This window comes from Pseudomonas sp. Sample_22, from assembly GCF_004307635.1.
Classification (GTDB): domain Bacteria; phylum Pseudomonadota; class Gammaproteobacteria; order Pseudomonadales; family Pseudomonadaceae; genus Aquipseudomonas.
Genome location: NZ_RCNY01000096.1, coordinates 47,043 through 65,625, shown reverse-complemented (window position 1 = coordinate 65,625; position 18,583 = coordinate 47,043). Strand labels below are relative to the sequence as shown.

The window sequence follows — 18,583 nt, the reverse complement described above, 5'->3', positions numbered from 1 at the left end:
GAGGGGCGGGCCGTTGTTAAGTCAGATGCTGATGCGCGACAGTTTGATATCGGGTTCCTGATTGACGCTCAACTGCTCGACGATCGCATCCTGCAACCGGCTGCACAGCAGCGGGTCGGACAGCGGGTGGTTGTTGGCGTCGGTGATGAAAAACACGTCTTCCACGCGCTCGCCGAGGGTGGCGATCTTGGCGTTCTGCAGCGACAGGTCGAACTCCAGGAAAATCGTGCCGATGCGTGCCAACAAGCCGGGACGATCAGGTGCGGTCAGTTCCAGCACGGTGACCGGGCGCTGCGCATCGTTGTGGATCGTGACTTGTGGGGCAAAGGCGAAATGCTTGAGCTGGCGCGGCACCCGACGCTGGATGATGGTCGGGTAGTTATCCGGATTGCGCAGGGCTTCGGTCAAGCCGTCGCGGATCTGCTTGACCCGAGCCGGGTTGTCGCCGATCGAGTCGCCGTCGGTGTCGAGCACGATGTAGGTGTCGAGGGTGAACTGGCTGCTGGAGGTGATGACCCGGGCGTCATGGATGTTCAGGTTGAGCTGGTCCATCGCGGCCACGGTCACGGCAAAGAAGTCGTGCTGGTCCGGTGCATAGATGAAGATCTGCGTACCGCCCTCGAATTCCCGCTGGGTGGTTTCCTTGATCAGCACCAACGGCCCGCCATCTGCCGGCTGCTGGAGGATCGCATCGCTGTGCCAGGCGACATCGCCGGCGGTGTGACGCAGGAAATAGTCATCGCCCAATTGTGCCCACAACTGCTCGACGTCATCCGGATCGGTACCGCCGCGTACCAGAATGTCCAGGGCGGCGCTCTGGGTCTGGCGAATCTGCTCTTCGCGATCCACCGGGTTCTCCAGGCCGCGACGCAGCGCACGCTTGGTCTCGGTGTAGAGCTGGCGCAACAGGCTGGCGCGCCAGGAGTTCCACAGCGTCGGGTTGGTGGCATTGATGTCGGCGACGGTCAGCACGTACAGGTAGTCGAGGCGGGTTTCATCGCCGACGGTCTGCGCGAAATCGTGGATCACCTGCGGGTCGGACAAGTCCTTGCGCTGGGCGGTGGTCGACATCATCAAGTGGTTCTGGACCAGCCAGACGATCAGGCGGCTGTCCCACAGCGGCAACTGGTGGCGCTGGCAAAAGGCCTCGGCGTCCACGGCACCGATGTCCGAATGATCACCATGCCGGCCCTTGCCAATGTCGTGGTACAGCCCGGCCATGTAGATCAGCTCCGGCTTGGGCAGCTTGGCCATGAGCTTGGCGGCCAGCGGAAATTTTTCCGATACCTGGGTGTACTGCAACTTGCGCAGGTGTTTGATCAGGTTCAGCGTGTGGGCATCGACCGTATAGATGTGAAACAGGTCGTGTTGCATCTGCCCGACGATGAAACCGAACTCCGGCAAATAACGCCCGAGGATGCCGTAGCGGTTCATCCGGCGCAGGTTGCGATGGATACCGATCTTGCATTTGAACAGCTCGATGAACAGGCTGGTGTTGCGGATATCGTTGCGGAAGTCGTCGTCGATCAGATGACGATTTTCACGCAGCAGGCGAATGGTGTCGGCGCGTACGCCTTTGATTTCCGGCTGCTGCGCCATCAGTACGAAGATTTCCAGCATGGCGAACGGTGTGCGGCGGAACACATTGTCGTTGCGCGCCTCGATGTAGCCGTCGTGCAACTGGAATCGCGAGTTGATCGGTTGCGGCGGCGCCTCATCCTCCGGCGCGAGGATGACTTCCTCGAAGTGCTGGATGATCAGGTCGCTGAGCTGGGCAATGCTCATGACCACGCGGAAATACTGCTGCATGAAGTTTTCGACGGCTTGCTTGGCGTCGTCACCTTCAAACCCCAACAGACCGGCGATGGTGCGCTGGTGGTCGAACAGCAGGCGGTCTTCGGCGCGACCGGCGAGCATGTGCAGGGCGTAACGCACCTTCCACAGAAATTCCTGGGAAGAGGCAAGCAGGGCGTTCTCGCTTTCGACCAGGAAACCTTCTCCGGCCAAGGCACGCAGGTTCAGGGTGCCGTACTCGCGACGGGCGAACCATAGAATCGTCTGGATATCACGCAAGCCGCCGGGCGAACCCTTGACGTTGGGTTCCAGGTTGTATTCGGTGTCGTTGTATTTGTGGTGGCGGGCCTTCTGCTCGGCGCGCTTGGCCAGGAAGAAGTCCTTGCTTGGCCACATGTGCGCGGTGCTGGTGACGTCAAGCATGCGCTGGCGCAGATGTTCGGGGCCGGTAATGGTCCGGCTCTCCATGAGATTGGTCACCACCGTCAGGTCGGCTCGGGCCTCGACGGCGCATTCGTCGACCGACCGAACGCTCTGACCCACTTCCAGGCCAATGTCCCACAGCAGCGTCAGAAAACGCTCGATGGAATCACGGAAAACTTCGTGGTCGGCGCTGTCGAGCAAAATCAACAGGTCGATATCGGAATAGGGGTGCAATTCACCACGGCCGTAGCCGCCGACCGCGACCAGCGCGATGTCGGCGTCTTCACTCCAGTCGAACTGTTCCCAGGCCTTTTGCAGGATGTTATCGACGAACCAGGCGCGATCCTCGATCAACCGACGGATATCCCGGCCGCTGCGAAAACGTGCATCGAGCACTTCGCGGGCCTGACGGATGGCCTTCTTGAAAGCAGCGATAGGGCTTGCCTTCAGGGCCAGTTCAGCCTGGAACTGGCCGCGGTCGAAGAGTTCGGGGTCCACCTGCGGCATCGTTTGGCTTTCCTTTCTATAGGCTGGGTACGGTAACGGGATCAGGCCGAGACGCGGGGGATGGTGTCATCGCTGCGCAGGGTGAAGATCTCGTAGCCGGTTTCGGTCACCAGCAGGGTGTGTTCCCACTGAGCCGAGAGCTTGCGGTCCTTGGTGATCGCGGTCCAGCCGTCGCCCAGCACTTTGGTGTCGGCGCGACCCTGATTGATCATCGGCTCGATGGTGAAGGTCATGCCGGCCTTCAGTTCCATGCCGGTGCCGGCGCGGCCGTAGTGCAGGATCTGCGGCTCTTCGTGGAACACTTTGCCGATACCGTGGCCGCAGAACTCGCGAACCACCGAAAAACCGTTCTTTTCAGCGTGCTTCTGAATCACTTCACCAATATCGCCCAGGCGGCAGCCGGGTTTGACCAGTTCGATGGCCTTGTACATGCATTCCTGGGTCACTTGCGACAGGCGCTCGGCCCAGACCGGCACGCTGCCGACGTGGAACATGCGGCTGGTATCGCCGTGGTAACCGTCCTTGATGACGGTGACGTCGATGTTCAGGGTGTCGCCATCCTTCAGCGGCTTCTCGTTCGGGATCCCGTGGCAGACCACGTGGTTGATCGAGGTGCAGATGGATTTAGGAAAGCTCTTGTAATTGAGCGGGGCCGGAATGGCCTTCTGCTCGTTGACGATGTAGTCGTGGCAGATGCGGTCGAGTTCTTCGGTGGTCACGCCCGGTTTGACATGTTCGGCAATCATTTCCAGCACATCGGCGGCCAGTTTGCCGGCGATGCGCATTTTTGCGATGTCCTCGGGAGTTTTGAGGGTGACGGTCATACAGGCTCTCTCTGCGCTCGATGGCGCTTTCTTTACGAAAAGGGCGTTGCGCGATCGATCTTCGCAGCCCTGAAAAACGCGATTCTATCAGACGATCAGCGCAAATCCGCGCCTCTGTGCATCGCTTCTCTCTATAGAATGGTGCATTCTGGGCGGATTCCAAGGGCGGGAGTGCCCTGGTTGCCAGGTTTTCAGAATCCGGGTTCCGTTTTTCCCTGCCCTGTGATATAAAATGCGCCGCTTTCCGGGGATGCCCCGAAAAGCCTAAATCCACACACGTGTCGACACGATGACCTGGGTGCCTTCAGCTGATGCTGCTGGTTGGTCATTGGGATACGTGGAGGCCAAACCCGACTTATTAAGGAACTATCATGTCCCAAGTCAACATGCGCGATATGCTGAAGGCCGGTGTGCACTTCGGTCACCAGACCCGTTACTGGAACCCGAAAATGGGTAAATACATTTTCGGCGCGCGTAACAAGATCCACATCATCAACCTTGAAAAAACCCTGCCAATGTTCAACGAAGCTCTGACTTTCGTAGAGCGTCTGGCCCAGGGCAAAAACAAGATTCTGTTCGTCGGCACCAAGCGTTCCGCTGGCAAGATCGTTGCTGAAGAAGCAGCACGTTGCGGTTCGCCGTACGTCGATCACCGCTGGTTGGGCGGCATGCTGACCAACTTCAAGACCATCCGTGCTTCCATCAAGCGTCTGCGTGACCTTGAAGTACAAGCCGAAGACGGTACTTTCGCCAAGCTGACCAAGAAAGAAGCGCTGATGCGCTCCCGTGACCTGGAAAAGCTGGATCGTTCCCTGGGTGGTATCAAGGACATGGGCGGTCTGCCAGACGCTCTGTTCGTTATCGACGTTGATCACGAGCGCATCGCGATCACCGAAGCCAACAAGCTGGGCATCCCGGTTATCGGCGTAGTCGATACCAACAGCAGCCCGGAAGGCGTTGACTACATCATCCCAGGCAACGATGACGCAATCCGCGCTATCCAGCTGTACATGGGTTCGATGGCTGACGCTGTTATCCGTGGTCGCAACAACGTTGCTGGCGGCACCGAAGTTTTCGTTGAAGAAGCTCCGGCAGCTGCAGCTGAGTAATTGACGCCCTGGCGTTGACTCAGTAAGCAAAAAGGGGGCTTGGCCCCCTTTTTGCCACCTCGAAAACCACTTGTCGGCGGCGCAGCTACAGCATTTGTAACGTGCAGCAGCTTACAAGGGTGGTTCGGGAAGAATTGAACGCCCGTTCGATCGGGTGGAATGGTTGATAACCTATCCAAGAGGAATTTTGAAATGGCAGAGATTACTGCAGCGTTGGTCAAAGAACTGCGCGAGCGTACTGGCGAAGGCATGATGGACTGCAAAAAGGCCTTGACCAAGGCTGGCGGCGACATCGAAAAAGCCATTGATGACATGCGTGCTTCGGGCGCCATCAAGGCCGCCAAGAAAGCCGGCAACGTTGCCGCTGAAGGCGCTATCGCCCTCAAGGCTGACGACAAGTCTGCCGTGCTGCTGGAAGTGAACTCGCAGACCGACTTCCTGGCCCTGCAAGACGATTTCAAGAACTTCGTTGCCGCCAGCGTCGAAAAAGCCTTCGCCGAAAAACTGACCGACGCAGCTCCGCTGATCGCCGCTCAGGAATCGGCTCGTGAAGCCCTGGTGGCCAAAGTTGGCGAAAACGTCAACATCCGTCGCCTGGTTCGCGTTGAAGGTGATGTTGTTGGTGGTTACCTGCACGGTAACAAGATCGGTGTTGTCGTTGTACTCAAAGGCGGCGACGTTGACCTGGCCAAAGACATCGCTATGCACGTAGCAGCCAGCAACCCTGAGTTCCTGCTGCCTTCGGAAGTTTCCGCCGAAGCCATCGAGCGTGAAAAGGCTGTGTTCCTGCAGCTGAACGAAGAAAAAATCAAAGGCAAGCCAGAAAACATTGTTGAGAACATGGTCAAAGGCCGTATCAGCAAGTTCCTGGCCGAAGCAAGCCTGGTTGAGCAGGCGTTCGTCAAGAACCCTGAAATCAAGGTTGGCGAGCTGGCCAAGAAAGCCGGTGCTGAAATCGTTTCCTTCACCTACTTCAAAGTAGGCGAAGGCATCGAGAAGCCAGTGGACAACTTCGCAGAAGAAGTTGCTGCCCAACTGGCTGCTGCCAAGCAATAAGACGGTTTTTTAACTGTCGCCCTGAAGAGGCTGCCCGCTCACGCGCGCAGCCTCTTTTCAGATGGGCTGCCAATTTTTATTGGTTTCCTTTTGGAACTGGCTTACAAAGCCATGTTCCGATGGCGCTGAAGCAGCGCCAAGCTAGAGTGAACGCCAGCTGAAAACAGCTCGCAAAGAATTTTTTAAAATACGCCGCAGGAGAGATTCGCAATGGCTCAGCAGGGCAGTGGTTATCAGGCTCGCTATAAACGCATTCTACTCAAACTTAGCGGCGAGGCCCTGATGGGCTCGGAAGAGTTCGGGATCGATCCGAAAGTCCTGGATCGCATGGCGCTGGAAGTCGGCCAACTGGTCGGCATCGGTGTGCAGGTCGGTCTGGTGATCGGCGGTGGCAACCTGTTCCGCGGTGCGGCGCTGAGCGCGGCCGGCATGGATCGGGTAACGGGCGACCACATGGGCATGCTGGCCACTGTGATGAACGCTCTGGCCATGCGCGATGCGCTTGAACGTGCCAATATCTCCGCCATCGTGATGTCGGCCATTTCCATGGTAGGTGTGACCGATCACTACGATCGCCGCAAAGCCATGCGTCACCTGAACTCCAAGGAAGTCGTGATTTTCGCGGCCGGTACTGGTAACCCGTTCTTTACTACGGATTCGGCTGCCTGCCTGCGCGCAATCGAAATCGACGCTGATGTCGTACTCAAGGCAACCAAGGTCGATGGTGTGTACACCGCAGATCCATTCAAAGACCCGCACGCCGAGAAGTTCGATCATCTGACCTACGATGAAGTGCTGGATCGCAAGCTGGGTGTGATGGATCTGACGGCCATCTGCCTGTGCCGCGATCACAAGATGCCGCTGCGCGTATTTAACATGAACAAACCCGGCGCCCTGCTTAATATCGTACATGGTGGCGCTGAAGGAACCCTGATCGAGGAAGTTCAACAATGATCAACGAAATCAAGAAAGACGCTCAAGAGCGCATGCAGAAGTCCGTGGAATCGCTGGCGCACAACTTCGGCCGTATCCGTACCGGCCAGGCGCACCCAAGCATTCTGGAAGGTGTGATGGTGCCTTACTACGGCTCCGACACGCCGATCAAGCAAGTCGCCAACATCACCGTCAAAGATGCGCGCACCCTGCAAGTCGTTGCCTTCGAGCGCAACATGCTGGGTGCTGTCGACAAGGCAATCGGTAGCGCCGGCCTGAACCTCAACCCGACCAACCTGGGTGAGTTGCTGCTGATCTCCATGCCGGCCCTGACTGAAGAAACCCGCAAGGGCTTCACCAAGCAGGCTCGCGATGTTGCAGAAGACGCCCGTGTTGCCGTGCGCAACATCCGTCGTGATGCGAACAGCCAGCTCAAGGATCTGGTCAAGGAAAAAGAGATCAGCGAAGACGAAGAACGTCGCGCCACTGGCGAAATCGATGATCTGACCAAGAAGTTCGTGGCTAAAATCGACGCGGATCTGGCGCAGAAAGAAAAAGACCTGATGGCCGTATAAGGGTCGAGTTTTCATGGAAAAGACCAAGCAGATTGCGCCCACCGCGGTGCCGCGCCATGTCGCGATCATCATGGATGGTAATAATCGCTGGGCGAAAAAACGCTTTATGCCGGGTGTCGCCGGGCATAAAGCGGGTGTCGATGCGGTTCGTGCGGTCATCGAGGTATGTGCGGAGTCGGGGGTCGAGGTCTTGACCCTGTTTGCGTTCTCCAGTGAGAACTGGCAGCGCCCGGCCGATGAGGTCAGTGCCTTGATGGATTTGTTCTTCAAGGCATTGCGTCGTGAGGCCAAGCGCCTCAACGACAACAACATCAGCCTGCGTATCATCGGTGATCGTTCGCGCTTTCATCCGGAGCTTCAGGCTGCCATGCGTGAAGCCGAAACCATGACCGCGGGCGCCAACCGTTTCGTCCTGCAGATCGCGGCCAACTACGGTGGTCAGTGGGATATCGCGCAGGCCGCCCAGCGTCTGGCGCGTGAAGTCCAGGCCGGGCACCTGCGTCCGGAAGACATCACCCCGGATTTGCTGCAAACCTGTCTGGCGACCGGCGACCTGCCGTTGCCGGACTTGTGCATCCGTACCGGTGGCGAGCATCGCATCAGCAACTTCCTGCTGTGGCAGCTGGCTTACGCCGAGTTGTATTTCTCCGACCTGTTCTGGCCGGACTTCAAACACGATGCCATGCGTAATGCACTGGCCGATTTCGCATCCCGCCAGCGTCGCTTCGGTAAAACGAGCGAGCAGGTCGAGGCTGGAGCCCGGGTTTAATGCTTAAACAACGAATCATCACCGCGCTGATCCTGCTGCCGATTGCCTTGGGCGGGTTTTTCCTGCTCGAGGGCTCCGGTTTTGCGCTGTTCATCGGGCTGGTCGTGACCCTCGGTGCCTGGGAGTGGGCGCGTCTGGCGGGCTTCACTGCCCAGCCTGCACGCGTTGCCTATGCCGCTGTCGTCGCGTTGATGCTGTTTATCATGTACATCCTGCCCGGGCTTGCACCTTGGGTGCTGGGGGCTTCGGTACTGTGGTGGGGCGTTGCAACCTATCTGGTGCTGACGTACCCGCGCTCCAGCGAGCATTGGGCCAGCGCGGCCTGCAAACTGGTGATCGGCCTGCTGATCCTGCTGCCGGCCTGGCAAGGCCTGGTTCAGATCAAGCAGCAGCCTTTGGGCAACTGGCTGATCATGGCGGTGATGGTGCTGGTCTGGGGTGCTGATATCGGTGCGTACTTTTCCGGCCGGGCTTTCGGCAAGCGCAAGCTGGCACCGCAGGTCAGCCCTGGCAAGAGCTGGGAAGGTGTCTATGGCGGCCTGGCCTTGAGTCTGGTCATCACCGTGATTGTCGGCTTTGTGCGTGACTGGACCGTTGCCGAGCTGTTCAAGGGCCTGATCTGCGCCGCTGTGATTGTGTTTATTTCGGTTGTGGGCGATCTGACCGAAAGCATGTTCAAGCGCCAATCCGGGATCAAGGACAGCAGCAATCTGCTGCCGGGGCATGGCGGCGTGCTGGACCGGATTGACAGCCTGACGGCAGCCATTCCCGTATTCGCCGTGCTGTTGTGGATGGCGGCACCATGAGCCGTCCCCAGCAGATTACCGTTCTGGGGGCGACCGGCTCGATCGGTTTGAGCACCCTCGACGTCATCGCTCGCCATCCCGAGCGCTATCAAGCCTATGCCCTGAGCGGATTCACTCGTTTGAGTGAATTGCTGGCATTGTGCGTGCGGCATACGCCACGATTTGCTGTTGTGCCGGAAGCTGGCGCTGCACGCAGCTTGCAGGATGATTTGCGTGCGGCAGGCCTGTCGACCCGGGTGCTGGTGGGGGAGGAAGGCTTGTGTCAGGTGGCTGCCGATCCTGAAGTGGATGCAGTCATGGCGGCCATTGTCGGTGCGGCAGGGCTGCGCCCGACGCTGGCAGCGGTCGAGGCAGGCAAGAAGATTCTCCTCGCCAACAAAGAAGCGCTGGTCATGTCCGGTGCGTTATTCATGCAGGCGGTGCGTAAAAGTGGCTCGGTATTGCTGCCGATCGACAGTGAGCACAATGCGATCTTCCAATGCATGCCAGTGGATTTTGCACGGGGTCTGAGCTCGGTCGGTGTACGTCGGATTTTACTGACGGCCTCCGGTGGTCCGTTCCGACAGACGCCCATGGCTGAGTTGGCGCATGTTTCACCTGAGCAAGCGTGCGCCCACCCTAACTGGTCGATGGGGCGCAAGATTTCGGTCGATTCGGCCAGCATGATGAACAAGGGGCTTGAGCTGATCGAGGCCTGTTGGCTGTTCGATGCCAAGCCATCCCAGGTCGAGGTGGTGATTCACCCGCAAAGCGTGATTCATTCGCTGGTCGACTACATCGATGGTTCGGTTTTGGCGCAATTGGGTAACCCGGACATGCGCACGCCGATCGCCAACGCGCTGGCCTGGCCGGAGCGGATCGATTCAGGGGTGCCGCCGCTGGACTTGTTTGCCATCGCACGCCTGGATTTCCAGGCACCGGATGAAGAGCGCTTCCCTTGCCTGCGTCTGGCGCGGCTGGCGGCAGAGGCGGGCAACAGTGCTCCGGCGATGCTCAATGCTGCGAATGAGGTAGCTGTGGCCGCGTTTCTCGACGGACGGGTTCGTTACCCGGAAATCGCGAGTATCATCGAAGAAACCTTGAATCTTGAGCCTGTAGTGGCAGTCGATGATCTTGAGGCAGTGTTCACGGCGGATGCGAAAGCGCGTCTGCTGGCTGAACAGTGGTTGAGTCGTCACGGGCGGTGAGTGCTGCAACGCGTTGACCCATGCGGCACCGGATAGGAATGCGGAGAAAGTAGATGAGCGCGCTCTATATGATTGTCGGCACCCTGGTGGCTTTGGGTGTGCTGGTTACCTTCCACGAGTTCGGCCATTTCTGGGTCGCGCGTCGCTGCGGGGTCAAAGTGCTGCGTTTCTCCGTAGGCTTCGGCATGCCGCTCCTGCGCTGGCACGACAAGCAAGGCACCGAGTTCGTGGTGGCTGCCATCCCGCTGGGTGGCTACGTAAAAATGCTCGATGAGCGTGAAGGCGAGGTTCCGGCTGATCAGGTCGATCAATCCTTCAATCGCAAGTCGGTTCGCCAGCGCATTGCAATCGTGGCGGCCGGCCCTATTGCCAACTTTCTGTTGGCGTTAGTGTTTTTCTGGGTGTTGGCCATGCTCGGCAGCGAGCAGGTGCGCCCGGTCATCGGCGCCGTGGAGTCCGGCAGTATCGCCGCCAGGGCGGGCTTGACTGCTGGTCAGGAGATCATTTCCATCGACGGCGAACCGACCTCCGGTTGGGCGGCGGTGAATTTGCAATTGGTCCGTCGCCTTGGGGAGAGCGGTTCATTGCAAGTGCTGGTTCGCGATCAGGGCTCTTCGATGGATTCGCCTCGTGAGCTGGCTTTGGACAAATGGCTCAAGGGTGCTGATGAACCGGATCCGATCCGTTCGCTGGGGATTCGTCCGTGGCGTCCGGCACTGCCGCCGGTCCTGGCTGAACTGGATCCGAAAGGTCCGGCGCAGGCCGCCGGGCTGAAAATGGGTGACCGCTTGCTGGCGCTCGATGGCAAGTCGCTGGACGACTGGCAGCAGGTGGTCGACACCGTGCGTTTGCGTCCTGATACCAAAATCATGCTGCGGGTTGAGCGCGATGGTGCTCAAATCGACGTCCCGGTGACGCTCGCTGCCCGCGGCGAGAGCAAGGCGCCCAGTGGCTATCTTGGGGCTGGGGTGAAAGCGGTCGACTGGCCGCCGGAAATGATCCGCGAGGTTAGTTACGGGCCTCTGGCCGCAATTGGCGAAGGGGCCAAACGCACCTGGACCATGAGCCTGCTGACTCTCGATTCACTGAAGAAAATGTTGTTCGGTGAGCTCTCGGTAAAAAACTTGAGTGGACCGATAACCATTGCTAAAGTGGCGGGCGCTTCGGCCCAGTCGGGTGTTGCTGATTTCCTGAATTTCCTTGCTTATCTGAGTATTAGCCTGGGGGTTCTGAATTTGCTGCCCATTCCTGTGCTGGATGGGGGGCATTTGTTGTTTTATCTGATCGAGTGGGCGCGTGGTCGTCCCTTGTCGGATCGGGTGCAAGGTTGGGGGATACAGATCGGTATCAGTTTGGTGGTCGGAGTGATGTTGCTTGCTCTGGTCAATGATCTGGGTCGTCTGTAACACTTCGCTGAATTGCGAATCTGCCGCATTTTGCGGCAGTTTGTTTATTGCCAGTTGGAATAAGAAAGGACTTCATGAAACGTCTGCTGCTAACTGCGGTTCTCACCGTATTGATGATCGCCGAAGTTCACGCCGAGTCCTTCACTATCTCTGATATTCGCGTCAATGGCCTCCAGCGGGTCTCCGCGGGTAGCGTCTTTGGTGCTTTGCCGTTGAACGTCGGTGAACAGGCGGATGATCGTCGCCTGGTGGAATCCACTCGTGCGCTGTTCAAAACCGGGTTCTTTCAAGATATCCAGCTGGGCCGCGATGGCAACGTCCTTGTCATTACGGTAGTCGAGCGTCCGTCGGTTGCCAGTATCGAGATCGAAGGTAACAAGGCGATCTCCACTGAAGACCTGATGAAGGGCCTGAAGCAGTCCGGTCTGGCCGAAGGCGAAATCTTCCAGCGTGCCACCCTTGAAGGCGTGCGTAATGAACTGCAGCGCCAGTACGTCGCTCAGGGTCGCTACTCCGCTACCGTCGACACCGAAGTGGTGCCGCAGCCGCGTAACCGCGTCGGCCTGAAGGTCAACATCAACGAAGGCACCGTTGCGGCGATCCAGCACATCAACGTGGTGGGCAACACCGTCTTCCCTGACGAAGACCTGATCGACCTGTTCGAACTCAAGACCACCAACTGGCTGTCGTTCTTCAAGAACGATGACAAGTACGCCCGTGAAAAGCTTTCCGGTGACCTGGAACGTCTGCGTTCCTACTACCTGGACCGTGGCTATATCAACATGGATATCGCTTCGACCCAGGTGTCCATCACGCCGGACAAGAAACACGTCTACATCACCGTCAACATCAACGAAGGCGACAAGTACACCGTTCGTGATGTGAAACTGAGCGGCGATCTGAAGGTGCCGGAAGACCAGGTCAAGTCCCTGCTGCTGGTACAGAAAGGCCAGGTATTCTCGCGCAAGCTGATGACCACCACTTCCGAACTGATCACCCGTCGACTGGGTAACGAAGGCTATACCTTCGCCAACGTCAACGGCGTGCCACAGCCTCACGATGAAGACCACACCGTAGACATCACCTTCGCGGTCGATCCGGGCAAGCGTGCCTACGTGAACCGCATCAACTTCCGCGGCAACACCAAGTCCGAAGACGAAGTGCTGCGTCGTGAAATGCGTCAGATGGAAGGTGGCTGGGCGTCGACCTATCTGATCGACCAGTCCAAGACCCGTCTGGAACGTCTGGGCTTCTTCAAGGAAGTCAACGTCGAGACGCCGGCTGTGCCGGGTGTCGATGACCAGGTCGACGTCAACTACAGTGTGGAAGAGCAAGCTTCCGGTTCGATTACCGCCAGTGTCGGTTTCGCCCAGAGCGCGGGCCTGATCCTTGGTGGTTCGATCACCCAGAACAACTTCCTCGGTACCGGTAACAAGGTCAGCATCGGCTTGACCCGCAGCGAATACCAGAGCCGCTATAACTTCGGTTATGTCGACCCCTACTGGACTGCTGATGGTGTAAGCCTGGGTTACAACGCTTTCTATCGCACCACCGACTACGACGACCTCGACGTCGACGTGGCCAGCTACTCCGTAGACAGCCTGGGCGCGGGCGTCAGCGTCGGCTACCCGATCAGCGAGACTTCGCGTCTGACCTTCGGTCTGACGGCTCAACAGGACGAAATCAAGACCGGTGTCTACACCGTTGACGAGATCTTCGACTTCGTTGAGCAGGAAGGCGACAAGTACCTGAACTTCAAGGCTTCGGCCGGTTGGTCCGAGTCCACGTTGAACAAGGGCGTACTGGCGACACGTGGCCATTCCCAGAGCCTGGTACTGGAAACCACAACACCGGGCAGCGATCTGTCGTTCTTCAAGCTCGACTACCGTGGCCAACTGTTCCAGCCATTGAGCGAGAACTACACCATGCGCCTGCATACCGAACTGGGTTATGGCGATGGTTACGGTTCGACCGATGGCTTGCCATTCTATGAAAACTACTATGCTGGTGGTTTCAACTCGGTTCGTGGCTTCAAGGACAGCACTTTGGGTCCTCGCAGTACCCCGAGCCGCGGTCAGGCCATTACCGGTAACGCTGGCACTCAATTTGACCCGGACCAGGACCCGCTGCCGTTTGGTGGTAATGTCCTGATCCAGGGCGGTGTGGAAGTTCTGTTCCCGCTGCCGTTCGTCAAGGATCAGCGTTCCCTGCGCACTTCGGTATTCTGGGATGTCGGTAACGTATTCGATTCGTCCTGCTCGGATACCACAAACGCGGATGGCACGAAGTCCAATACCAAGTGCAACGATATCAGCCTGAGTAATTTGGCCAGTTCCGTTGGTGTAGGTGTGACATGGGTCACCGCACTGGGTCCTTTGAGTTTCGCGTTGGCCATGCCAGTCAAGAAACCGGATGAAGCTGAAACTCAAGTGTTCCAATTCTCCCTCGGTCAGACGTTCTAAGCGTCTGCCCCAAGATAACGACAATGGATTTTGTAGGAGTGCATCGTGCGTAAGTTGACTCAATTGGTTCTCCTGGCTTCCGTACTGGTAGCAGGCCCGGCATTTGCCGACATGAAAATCGCCGTTCTGAACTATCAGATGGCCCTGCTGGAATCCGATGCGGCCAAGAAGTACGCCGTGGATGCCGAGAAAAAGTTCGGTCCCCAGCTGAGCAAGCTCAAAACTCTGGAAAGCAGCGCCAAGGGTATTCAGGATCGTCTGATGGCCGGTGGCGACAAAATGCAGCAAGGCGAGCGTGAGCGTCTGGAGCTTGAATTCAAGCAAAAGGCTCGTGACTTCCAGTTCCAGTCCAAGGAGCTGAACGAAGCCAAGGCTGTTGCCGACCGTGAAATGCTGAAGCAGCTCAAGCCGAAACTCGATAGCGCAGTGGAAGAAGTCATCAAGAAAGGTGCTTTTGACCTGGTCTTCGAGCGTGGCGCCGTGATTGATGTCAAGCCTCAGTACGACATCACGCGCCAGGTTATCGAGCGCATGAATCAGCTGAAGTAATCCATGACCGCGACTATTAAGCTCGGCCAATTGGCCGAGTTCCTCGGCGCCACACTGCGTGGCGACCCGGAGAAAGAAATCACTGGGCTAGCCACTTTGCAGGAGGCTGGCCCAACTCAGTTGAGCTTTCTCGCAAACCCCCAGTACCGTAAATACCTGGCAGGCAGCCAGGCTGCAGCGCTGTTGCTGAAAGCCGCCGACGCCGAAGGGTTTTCCGGTAATGCACTGGTGGTGCCTGATCCGTATGCAGCCTACGCGCGTATTTCGCACTTGTTCGACCCCAAGCCCAAGGCTGCAACCGGTATTCATCCGACAGCGGTGATTGCGGCGGATGCGGTGGTTGACCCGGCGGCGAGTATCGGTGCATTTGCCGTGATCGAAAGCGGCGCGCAAATTGCTGCCGGTACCACCGTTGGCGCGCACTGCTTTATTGGTGCTCGTAGCGTGATCGACGAAGGTGGCTGGCTGGCTCCGCGCGTGACCTTGTATCACGACGTGCGCATCGGCAAGCGGGTAGTGATTCAGTCCGGTGCCGTACTCGGTGGTGAAGGCTTCGGTTTTGCCAACGAAAAAGGCATTTGGCAGAAAATCGCCCAGATTGGTGGCGTCCTGATCGGCGATGACGTGGAAATCGGCGTAAATACCGCTATCGACCGTGGCGCGCTGGCCGATACCATCATTGGTAACGGGGTAAAGCTCGACAACCAGATTCAGATCGCCCACAACGTTCAGGTCGGTGATCACACCGCGATGGCCGCCTGTGTGGGGATTTCCGGCAGCACCAAGATCGGCAAGCACTGCATGCTTGCCGGTGGCGTAGGGCTGGTGGGGCATATCGATATTTGCGACAACGTATTCATCACCGGCATGACCATGGTGACCCACTCGATCACCGAGCCGGGCGCCTATTCATCCGGTACGGCGATGCAGCCAGCAGCCGAATGGCGCAAAAGCGCGGCACGCCTGCGTCAGCTCGATGACATCGCGCGACGTTTGCGACAGCTGGAAAAGCAAGCAGGGGAAGTGACCCCTGGCGGTAATGCTTCATCAGATGGCTGATACCATTTCCATATCAAGTGTACACAGCCGCTAGACTGCGTCCTTGATTTGCTAGAGGAGTGTGCGTCAATCGCGCGCTCCCAATCTTTACATAGGCTTCCCCCCGAAATGATGGACATCAACGAGATTCGCGAATACCTGCCTCACCGTTACCCGTTCCTGCTGGTGGACCGGGTCGTGGATCTGGATGTGGAAGGCAAGCGCATTCGCGCCTACAAGAATGTCAGCATCAACGAACCTTTCTTCAACGGTCACTTCCCTGCGCATCCAATCATGCCGGGCGTTCTGATCATCGAAGCGATGGCTCAGGCTGCCGGGATCCTTGGTTTCAAAATGCTCGACGTGAAGCCGGCCGATGGCACGCTTTACTACTTCGTCGGTTCCGACAAGCTGCGTTTCCGCCAGCCTGTGCTGCCGGGTGATCAGTTGATCCTCGAAGCCAAGTTCCTGAGCTGCAAGCGTCAGATCTGGAAATTCGAATGCCAGGCTTCGGTCGACGGCAAGCCGGTCTGCTCGGCTGAAATCATCTGTGCGGAACGCAAACTATGAGTTTGATTGACCCTCGCGCAATCATCGATCCGACGGCTGTTCTGGCCGACGGTGTCGAGGTCGGCCCTTGGTCGATCGTCGGCGCAGGTGTGGAAATCGGCGAGGGGACAGTGATCGGGCCGCACGTGATTCTCAAAGGCCCGACCCGAATCGGCAAGCACAACCGCATCTACCAGTTTTCTTCGGTAGGTGAGGACACGCCTGATCTGAAATACAAAGGCGAAGAAACCCGTCTGGTGATCGGTGACCACAACGTCATCCGCGAAGGCGTGACGATTCACCGTGGGACCATTCAGGATCGTTCGGAAACCACCCTGGGCGATCACAACCTGATCATGGCCTATGCACATATCGGTCACGACAGCGTCATCGGCAACCATTGCATTCTGGTCAACAACACAGCGCTGGCTGGCCACGTGCACGTTGAAGACTGGGCAATCCTGTCCGGATTTACCCTGGTCCACCAGTATTGCCACATTGGCGCCCACAGCTTTTCCGGCATGGGCACGGCCATCGGCAAGGACGTTCCAGCGTATGTCACGGTATTCGGCAACCCGGCCGAAGCTCGCAGCATGAACTTCGAAGGCATGCGTCGTCGCGGTTTCAGCGAAGACGCAATCCATGCGCTGCGTCGAGCCTACAAGGTGGTTTACCGCCAGGGACTGACGGTTGAACAGGCGCTCGCCGAACTGGCCGAGCCTTCGATCCAGTTCCCGGAAGTCGCGGTGTTCCGAGACTCCATCCAGTCGTCTACCCGCGGCATCACCCGCTAACCATGGCCAATCTGCGTATTGCGCTGGTAGCGGGTGAGGCTTCCGGTGACATTCTTGGCGCGGGTCTGATGCGTGCGCTCAAGGCTCGTCACCCGGCGGTCGAGTTCATCGGTGTGGGTGGTCCACTGATGCAGGCCGAAGGCCTGACCTCGTATTTCCCGATGGAACGCCTTTCGGTGATGGGGTTGGTGGAAGTCCTGGGTCGGTTGCGCGAGTTGCTGGCACGTCGCAAGAAGCTGGTCGCCGACTTGATCGCTGCGAAGCCGGACGTGTTCATCGGTATCGATGCGCCGGACTTCAACCTCAATATCGAACTCAAATTGCGTCAGGCCGGGATCAAGACCGTGCACTACGTCAGCCCGTCGGTATGGGCCTGGCGACAGAAGCGGGTGCTGAAGATTCGCGAAGGCTGCGATCTGATGCTCACGCTGTTTCCGTTTGAGGCCAAATTCTACGAAGAGAAGGGCGTGCCGGTGCGGTTCGTCGGGCACACCTTGGCCGATGCCATTCCGCTCGAAGCCGACCGCGCTGCTGCGCGGGCCGAGCTTGGCTTGCCTGACGGGCCGTTGGTTGCCCTGATGCCCGGCAGTCGTGGCGGCGAAGTGGGGCGTCTTGGTGCGTTGTTTCTGGACACGGCACAACGCCTGAGGGCGCTGCGTCCGGGCGTGCGATTCGTCGTACCTTGCGCCAACCCCCAACGCCGGGCGCAGCTTGAAGAGCTGTTGGCTGGCCGCGATCTGCCACTGACCTTGCTCGACGGCAAGTCGCATCTGGCCCTGGCCGCCTGCGATGCGGTATTGATCGCTTCCGGAACCGCGACCCTTGAAGCCTTGCTGTACAAGCGGCCGATGGTGGTGGCTTACCGCTTGGCACCGCTGACGTTCTGGATTCTCAAGCGCATGGTGAAAAGCCCCTACGTTTCCCTGCCGAACCTGCTGGCCCAGCGTTTGCTGGTGCCCGAGCTGCTGCAGGACGACGCGACCGTCGAAGCCCTGGCCCAGACCTTGTCGCCGCTGATCGAGGATGGCGAAGAGCAGACCCGTGGTTTCGATGAGATTCACCGGACCCTTCGTCTGGATGCCTCCAACCAGGCGGCGGATGCCGTGCTCAAACTGATCGGCGAAGTACAATGAGTAAGAAAAGCATGCAGATGGGGCTGGATTTCTCCTTGGTCGCGGAAGCTGAAGAACTGGTAGCCGGTGTCGACGAAGTCGGCCGAGGCCCGCTCTGTGGTGCGGTGGTCACGGCTGCCGTGATTCTCGATCCGAATCGGCCGATCCTCGGCCTGAACGACTCGAAGAAACTCACCGAAGCCCGGCGCGAGAAGCTTTACGATGAGATCTGCGAAAAAGCCTTGAGCTGGTGCATCGCTCGCGCTGAAGTCGAAGAAATCGATGAACTGAATATTCTGCACGCCACCATGCTGGCCATGCAGCGTGCCGTCGCCGGGCTGCATATCCAGCCGAAACTGGCGATGATCGATGGCAACCGCTGCCCGAAACTGCCGATGCGCGCCGAAGCGGTGGTACAGGGTGACGGCAAGGTGCCGGCCATCGCGGCAGCGTCGATTCTGGCCAAGGTCAGCCGCGACCGGGAAATGAGTGCATTCGAGTTGATCTATCCGGGTTATGGCATCGGCGGCCACAAAGGCTACCCGACACCCGTTCATCTGGAAGCGCTGGCACGCTTGGGGCCTACGCCTATTCACCGGCGTTCGTTCGCTCCGGTGCGTATGGCGTATGAGGCGTTGGAAATCGTCATAGAGAGCTAGTCGCAAGGCTGATTTTTTTTACCAAGGCCCG

General features: G+C 58.4%; 17 protein-coding genes. 15 read left to right on the top strand and 2 right to left on the bottom strand.

Going from position 1 to position 18,583, the window contains the following annotated elements:
- Nucleotides 1–21: 21 nt before the first annotated feature.
- Together D8U73_RS28775 and map are read right to left on the bottom strand one after the other, a co-directional pair.
- Nucleotides 22–2,724 (bottom strand): [protein-PII] uridylyltransferase, encoded by a 2,703-nt coding sequence (locus D8U73_RS28775; RefSeq protein WP_056856250.1) that lies wholly within the window; start codon nucleotides 2,722–2,724, stop codon nucleotides 22–24.
- 41 nt (nucleotides 2,725–2,765) lie between these two features.
- Entirely contained in the window at nucleotides 2,766–3,548 is a 783-nt protein-coding gene (gene map / locus D8U73_RS28770; RefSeq protein ID WP_130906375.1) for a type I methionyl aminopeptidase, read from the bottom strand.
- 371 nt (nucleotides 3,549–3,919) lie between these two features.
- Between map and rpsB the strand changes: the two genes are divergently transcribed.
- The 15 genes from rpsB (at nucleotide 3,920) to rnhB (ending at nucleotide 18,552) form a co-directional block, all read left to right on the top strand.
- Entirely contained in the window at nucleotides 3,920–4,657 is a 738-nt protein-coding gene (rpsB, locus tag D8U73_RS28765; RefSeq protein ID WP_008057307.1) for a 30S ribosomal protein S2, read from the top strand.
- Between the two features lie 192 nt (nucleotides 4,658–4,849).
- Nucleotides 4,850–5,713: a translation elongation factor Ts gene (tsf, locus tag D8U73_RS28760; RefSeq protein ID WP_056856248.1), complete on the top strand. Its 864-nt coding sequence runs from the start codon at nucleotides 4,850–4,852 to the stop codon at nucleotides 5,711–5,713.
- Nucleotides 5,714–5,923: 210 nt separating this feature from the next.
- Nucleotides 5,924–6,667, top strand: coding sequence for a UMP kinase (pyrH, locus tag D8U73_RS28755; RefSeq protein WP_003198235.1), 744 nt, complete (start codon nucleotides 5,924–5,926; stop codon nucleotides 6,665–6,667).
- Nucleotides 6,664–7,221, top strand: a complete 558-nt coding sequence (gene frr / locus D8U73_RS28750; protein WP_008000041.1) for a ribosome recycling factor — start codon at nucleotides 6,664–6,666, stop codon at nucleotides 7,219–7,221. The genes pyrH and frr overlap by 4 nt, the downstream gene beginning before the upstream one ends.
- A 13-nt stretch (nucleotides 7,222–7,234) precedes the next feature.
- Nucleotides 7,235–7,990, top strand: coding sequence for a polyprenyl diphosphate synthase (gene uppS / locus D8U73_RS28745; protein WP_056856247.1), 756 nt, complete (start codon nucleotides 7,235–7,237; stop codon nucleotides 7,988–7,990).
- Complete coding sequence (locus D8U73_RS28740; protein WP_056856246.1) at nucleotides 7,990–8,796, top strand: phosphatidate cytidylyltransferase; 807 nt, start codon at nucleotides 7,990–7,992, stop codon at nucleotides 8,794–8,796. Before uppS ends, D8U73_RS28740 begins: the two co-directional genes overlap by 1 nt.
- Nucleotides 8,793–9,983, top strand: coding sequence for a 1-deoxy-D-xylulose-5-phosphate reductoisomerase (gene ispC, locus D8U73_RS28735; RefSeq protein ID WP_130906374.1), 1,191 nt, complete (start codon nucleotides 8,793–8,795; stop codon nucleotides 9,981–9,983). The genes D8U73_RS28740 and ispC overlap by 4 nt, the downstream gene beginning before the upstream one ends.
- Nucleotides 9,984–10,036: 53 nt before the next feature.
- Entirely contained in the window at nucleotides 10,037–11,389 is a 1,353-nt protein-coding gene (gene rseP, locus D8U73_RS28730) for a sigma E protease regulator RseP (protein WP_056856244.1), read from the top strand.
- Nucleotides 11,390–11,463: 74 nt separating this feature from the next.
- The gene (gene bamA, locus D8U73_RS28725; protein WP_056856243.1) at nucleotides 11,464–13,851 is read left to right on the top strand and encodes an outer membrane protein assembly factor BamA; all 2,388 of its coding nucleotides are present in this window, start codon (nucleotides 11,464–11,466) and stop codon (nucleotides 13,849–13,851) included.
- 45 nt (nucleotides 13,852–13,896) lie between these two features.
- On the top strand, nucleotides 13,897–14,400 hold the full coding sequence (locus tag D8U73_RS28720) for an OmpH family outer membrane protein (RefSeq protein ID WP_008057318.1): 504 nt from the start codon (nucleotides 13,897–13,899) through the stop codon (nucleotides 14,398–14,400).
- Between the two features lie 3 nt (nucleotides 14,401–14,403).
- Nucleotides 14,404–15,459 (top strand): UDP-3-O-(3-hydroxymyristoyl)glucosamine N-acyltransferase, encoded by a 1,056-nt coding sequence (gene lpxD, locus D8U73_RS28715; RefSeq protein WP_130906373.1) that lies wholly within the window; start codon nucleotides 14,404–14,406, stop codon nucleotides 15,457–15,459.
- Between the two features lie 108 nt (nucleotides 15,460–15,567).
- Entirely contained in the window at nucleotides 15,568–16,008 is a 441-nt protein-coding gene (fabZ, locus tag D8U73_RS28710; protein ID WP_007907157.1) for a 3-hydroxyacyl-ACP dehydratase FabZ, read from the top strand.
- Complete coding sequence (gene lpxA, locus D8U73_RS28705) at nucleotides 16,005–16,781, top strand: acyl-ACP--UDP-N-acetylglucosamine O-acyltransferase (protein WP_056856241.1); 777 nt, start codon at nucleotides 16,005–16,007, stop codon at nucleotides 16,779–16,781. Before fabZ ends, lpxA begins: the two co-directional genes overlap by 4 nt.
- 2 nt (nucleotides 16,782–16,783) lie before the next feature.
- Nucleotides 16,784–17,914: a lipid-A-disaccharide synthase gene (gene lpxB / locus D8U73_RS28700; RefSeq protein WP_130906372.1), complete on the top strand. Its 1,131-nt coding sequence runs from the start codon at nucleotides 16,784–16,786 to the stop codon at nucleotides 17,912–17,914.
- An 11-nt stretch (nucleotides 17,915–17,925) separates the two neighbouring features.
- The gene (rnhB, locus tag D8U73_RS28695; RefSeq protein ID WP_056856239.1) at nucleotides 17,926–18,552 is read left to right on the top strand and encodes a ribonuclease HII; all 627 of its coding nucleotides are present in this window, start codon (nucleotides 17,926–17,928) and stop codon (nucleotides 18,550–18,552) included.
- Nucleotides 18,553–18,583 lie beyond the last annotated feature (31 nt).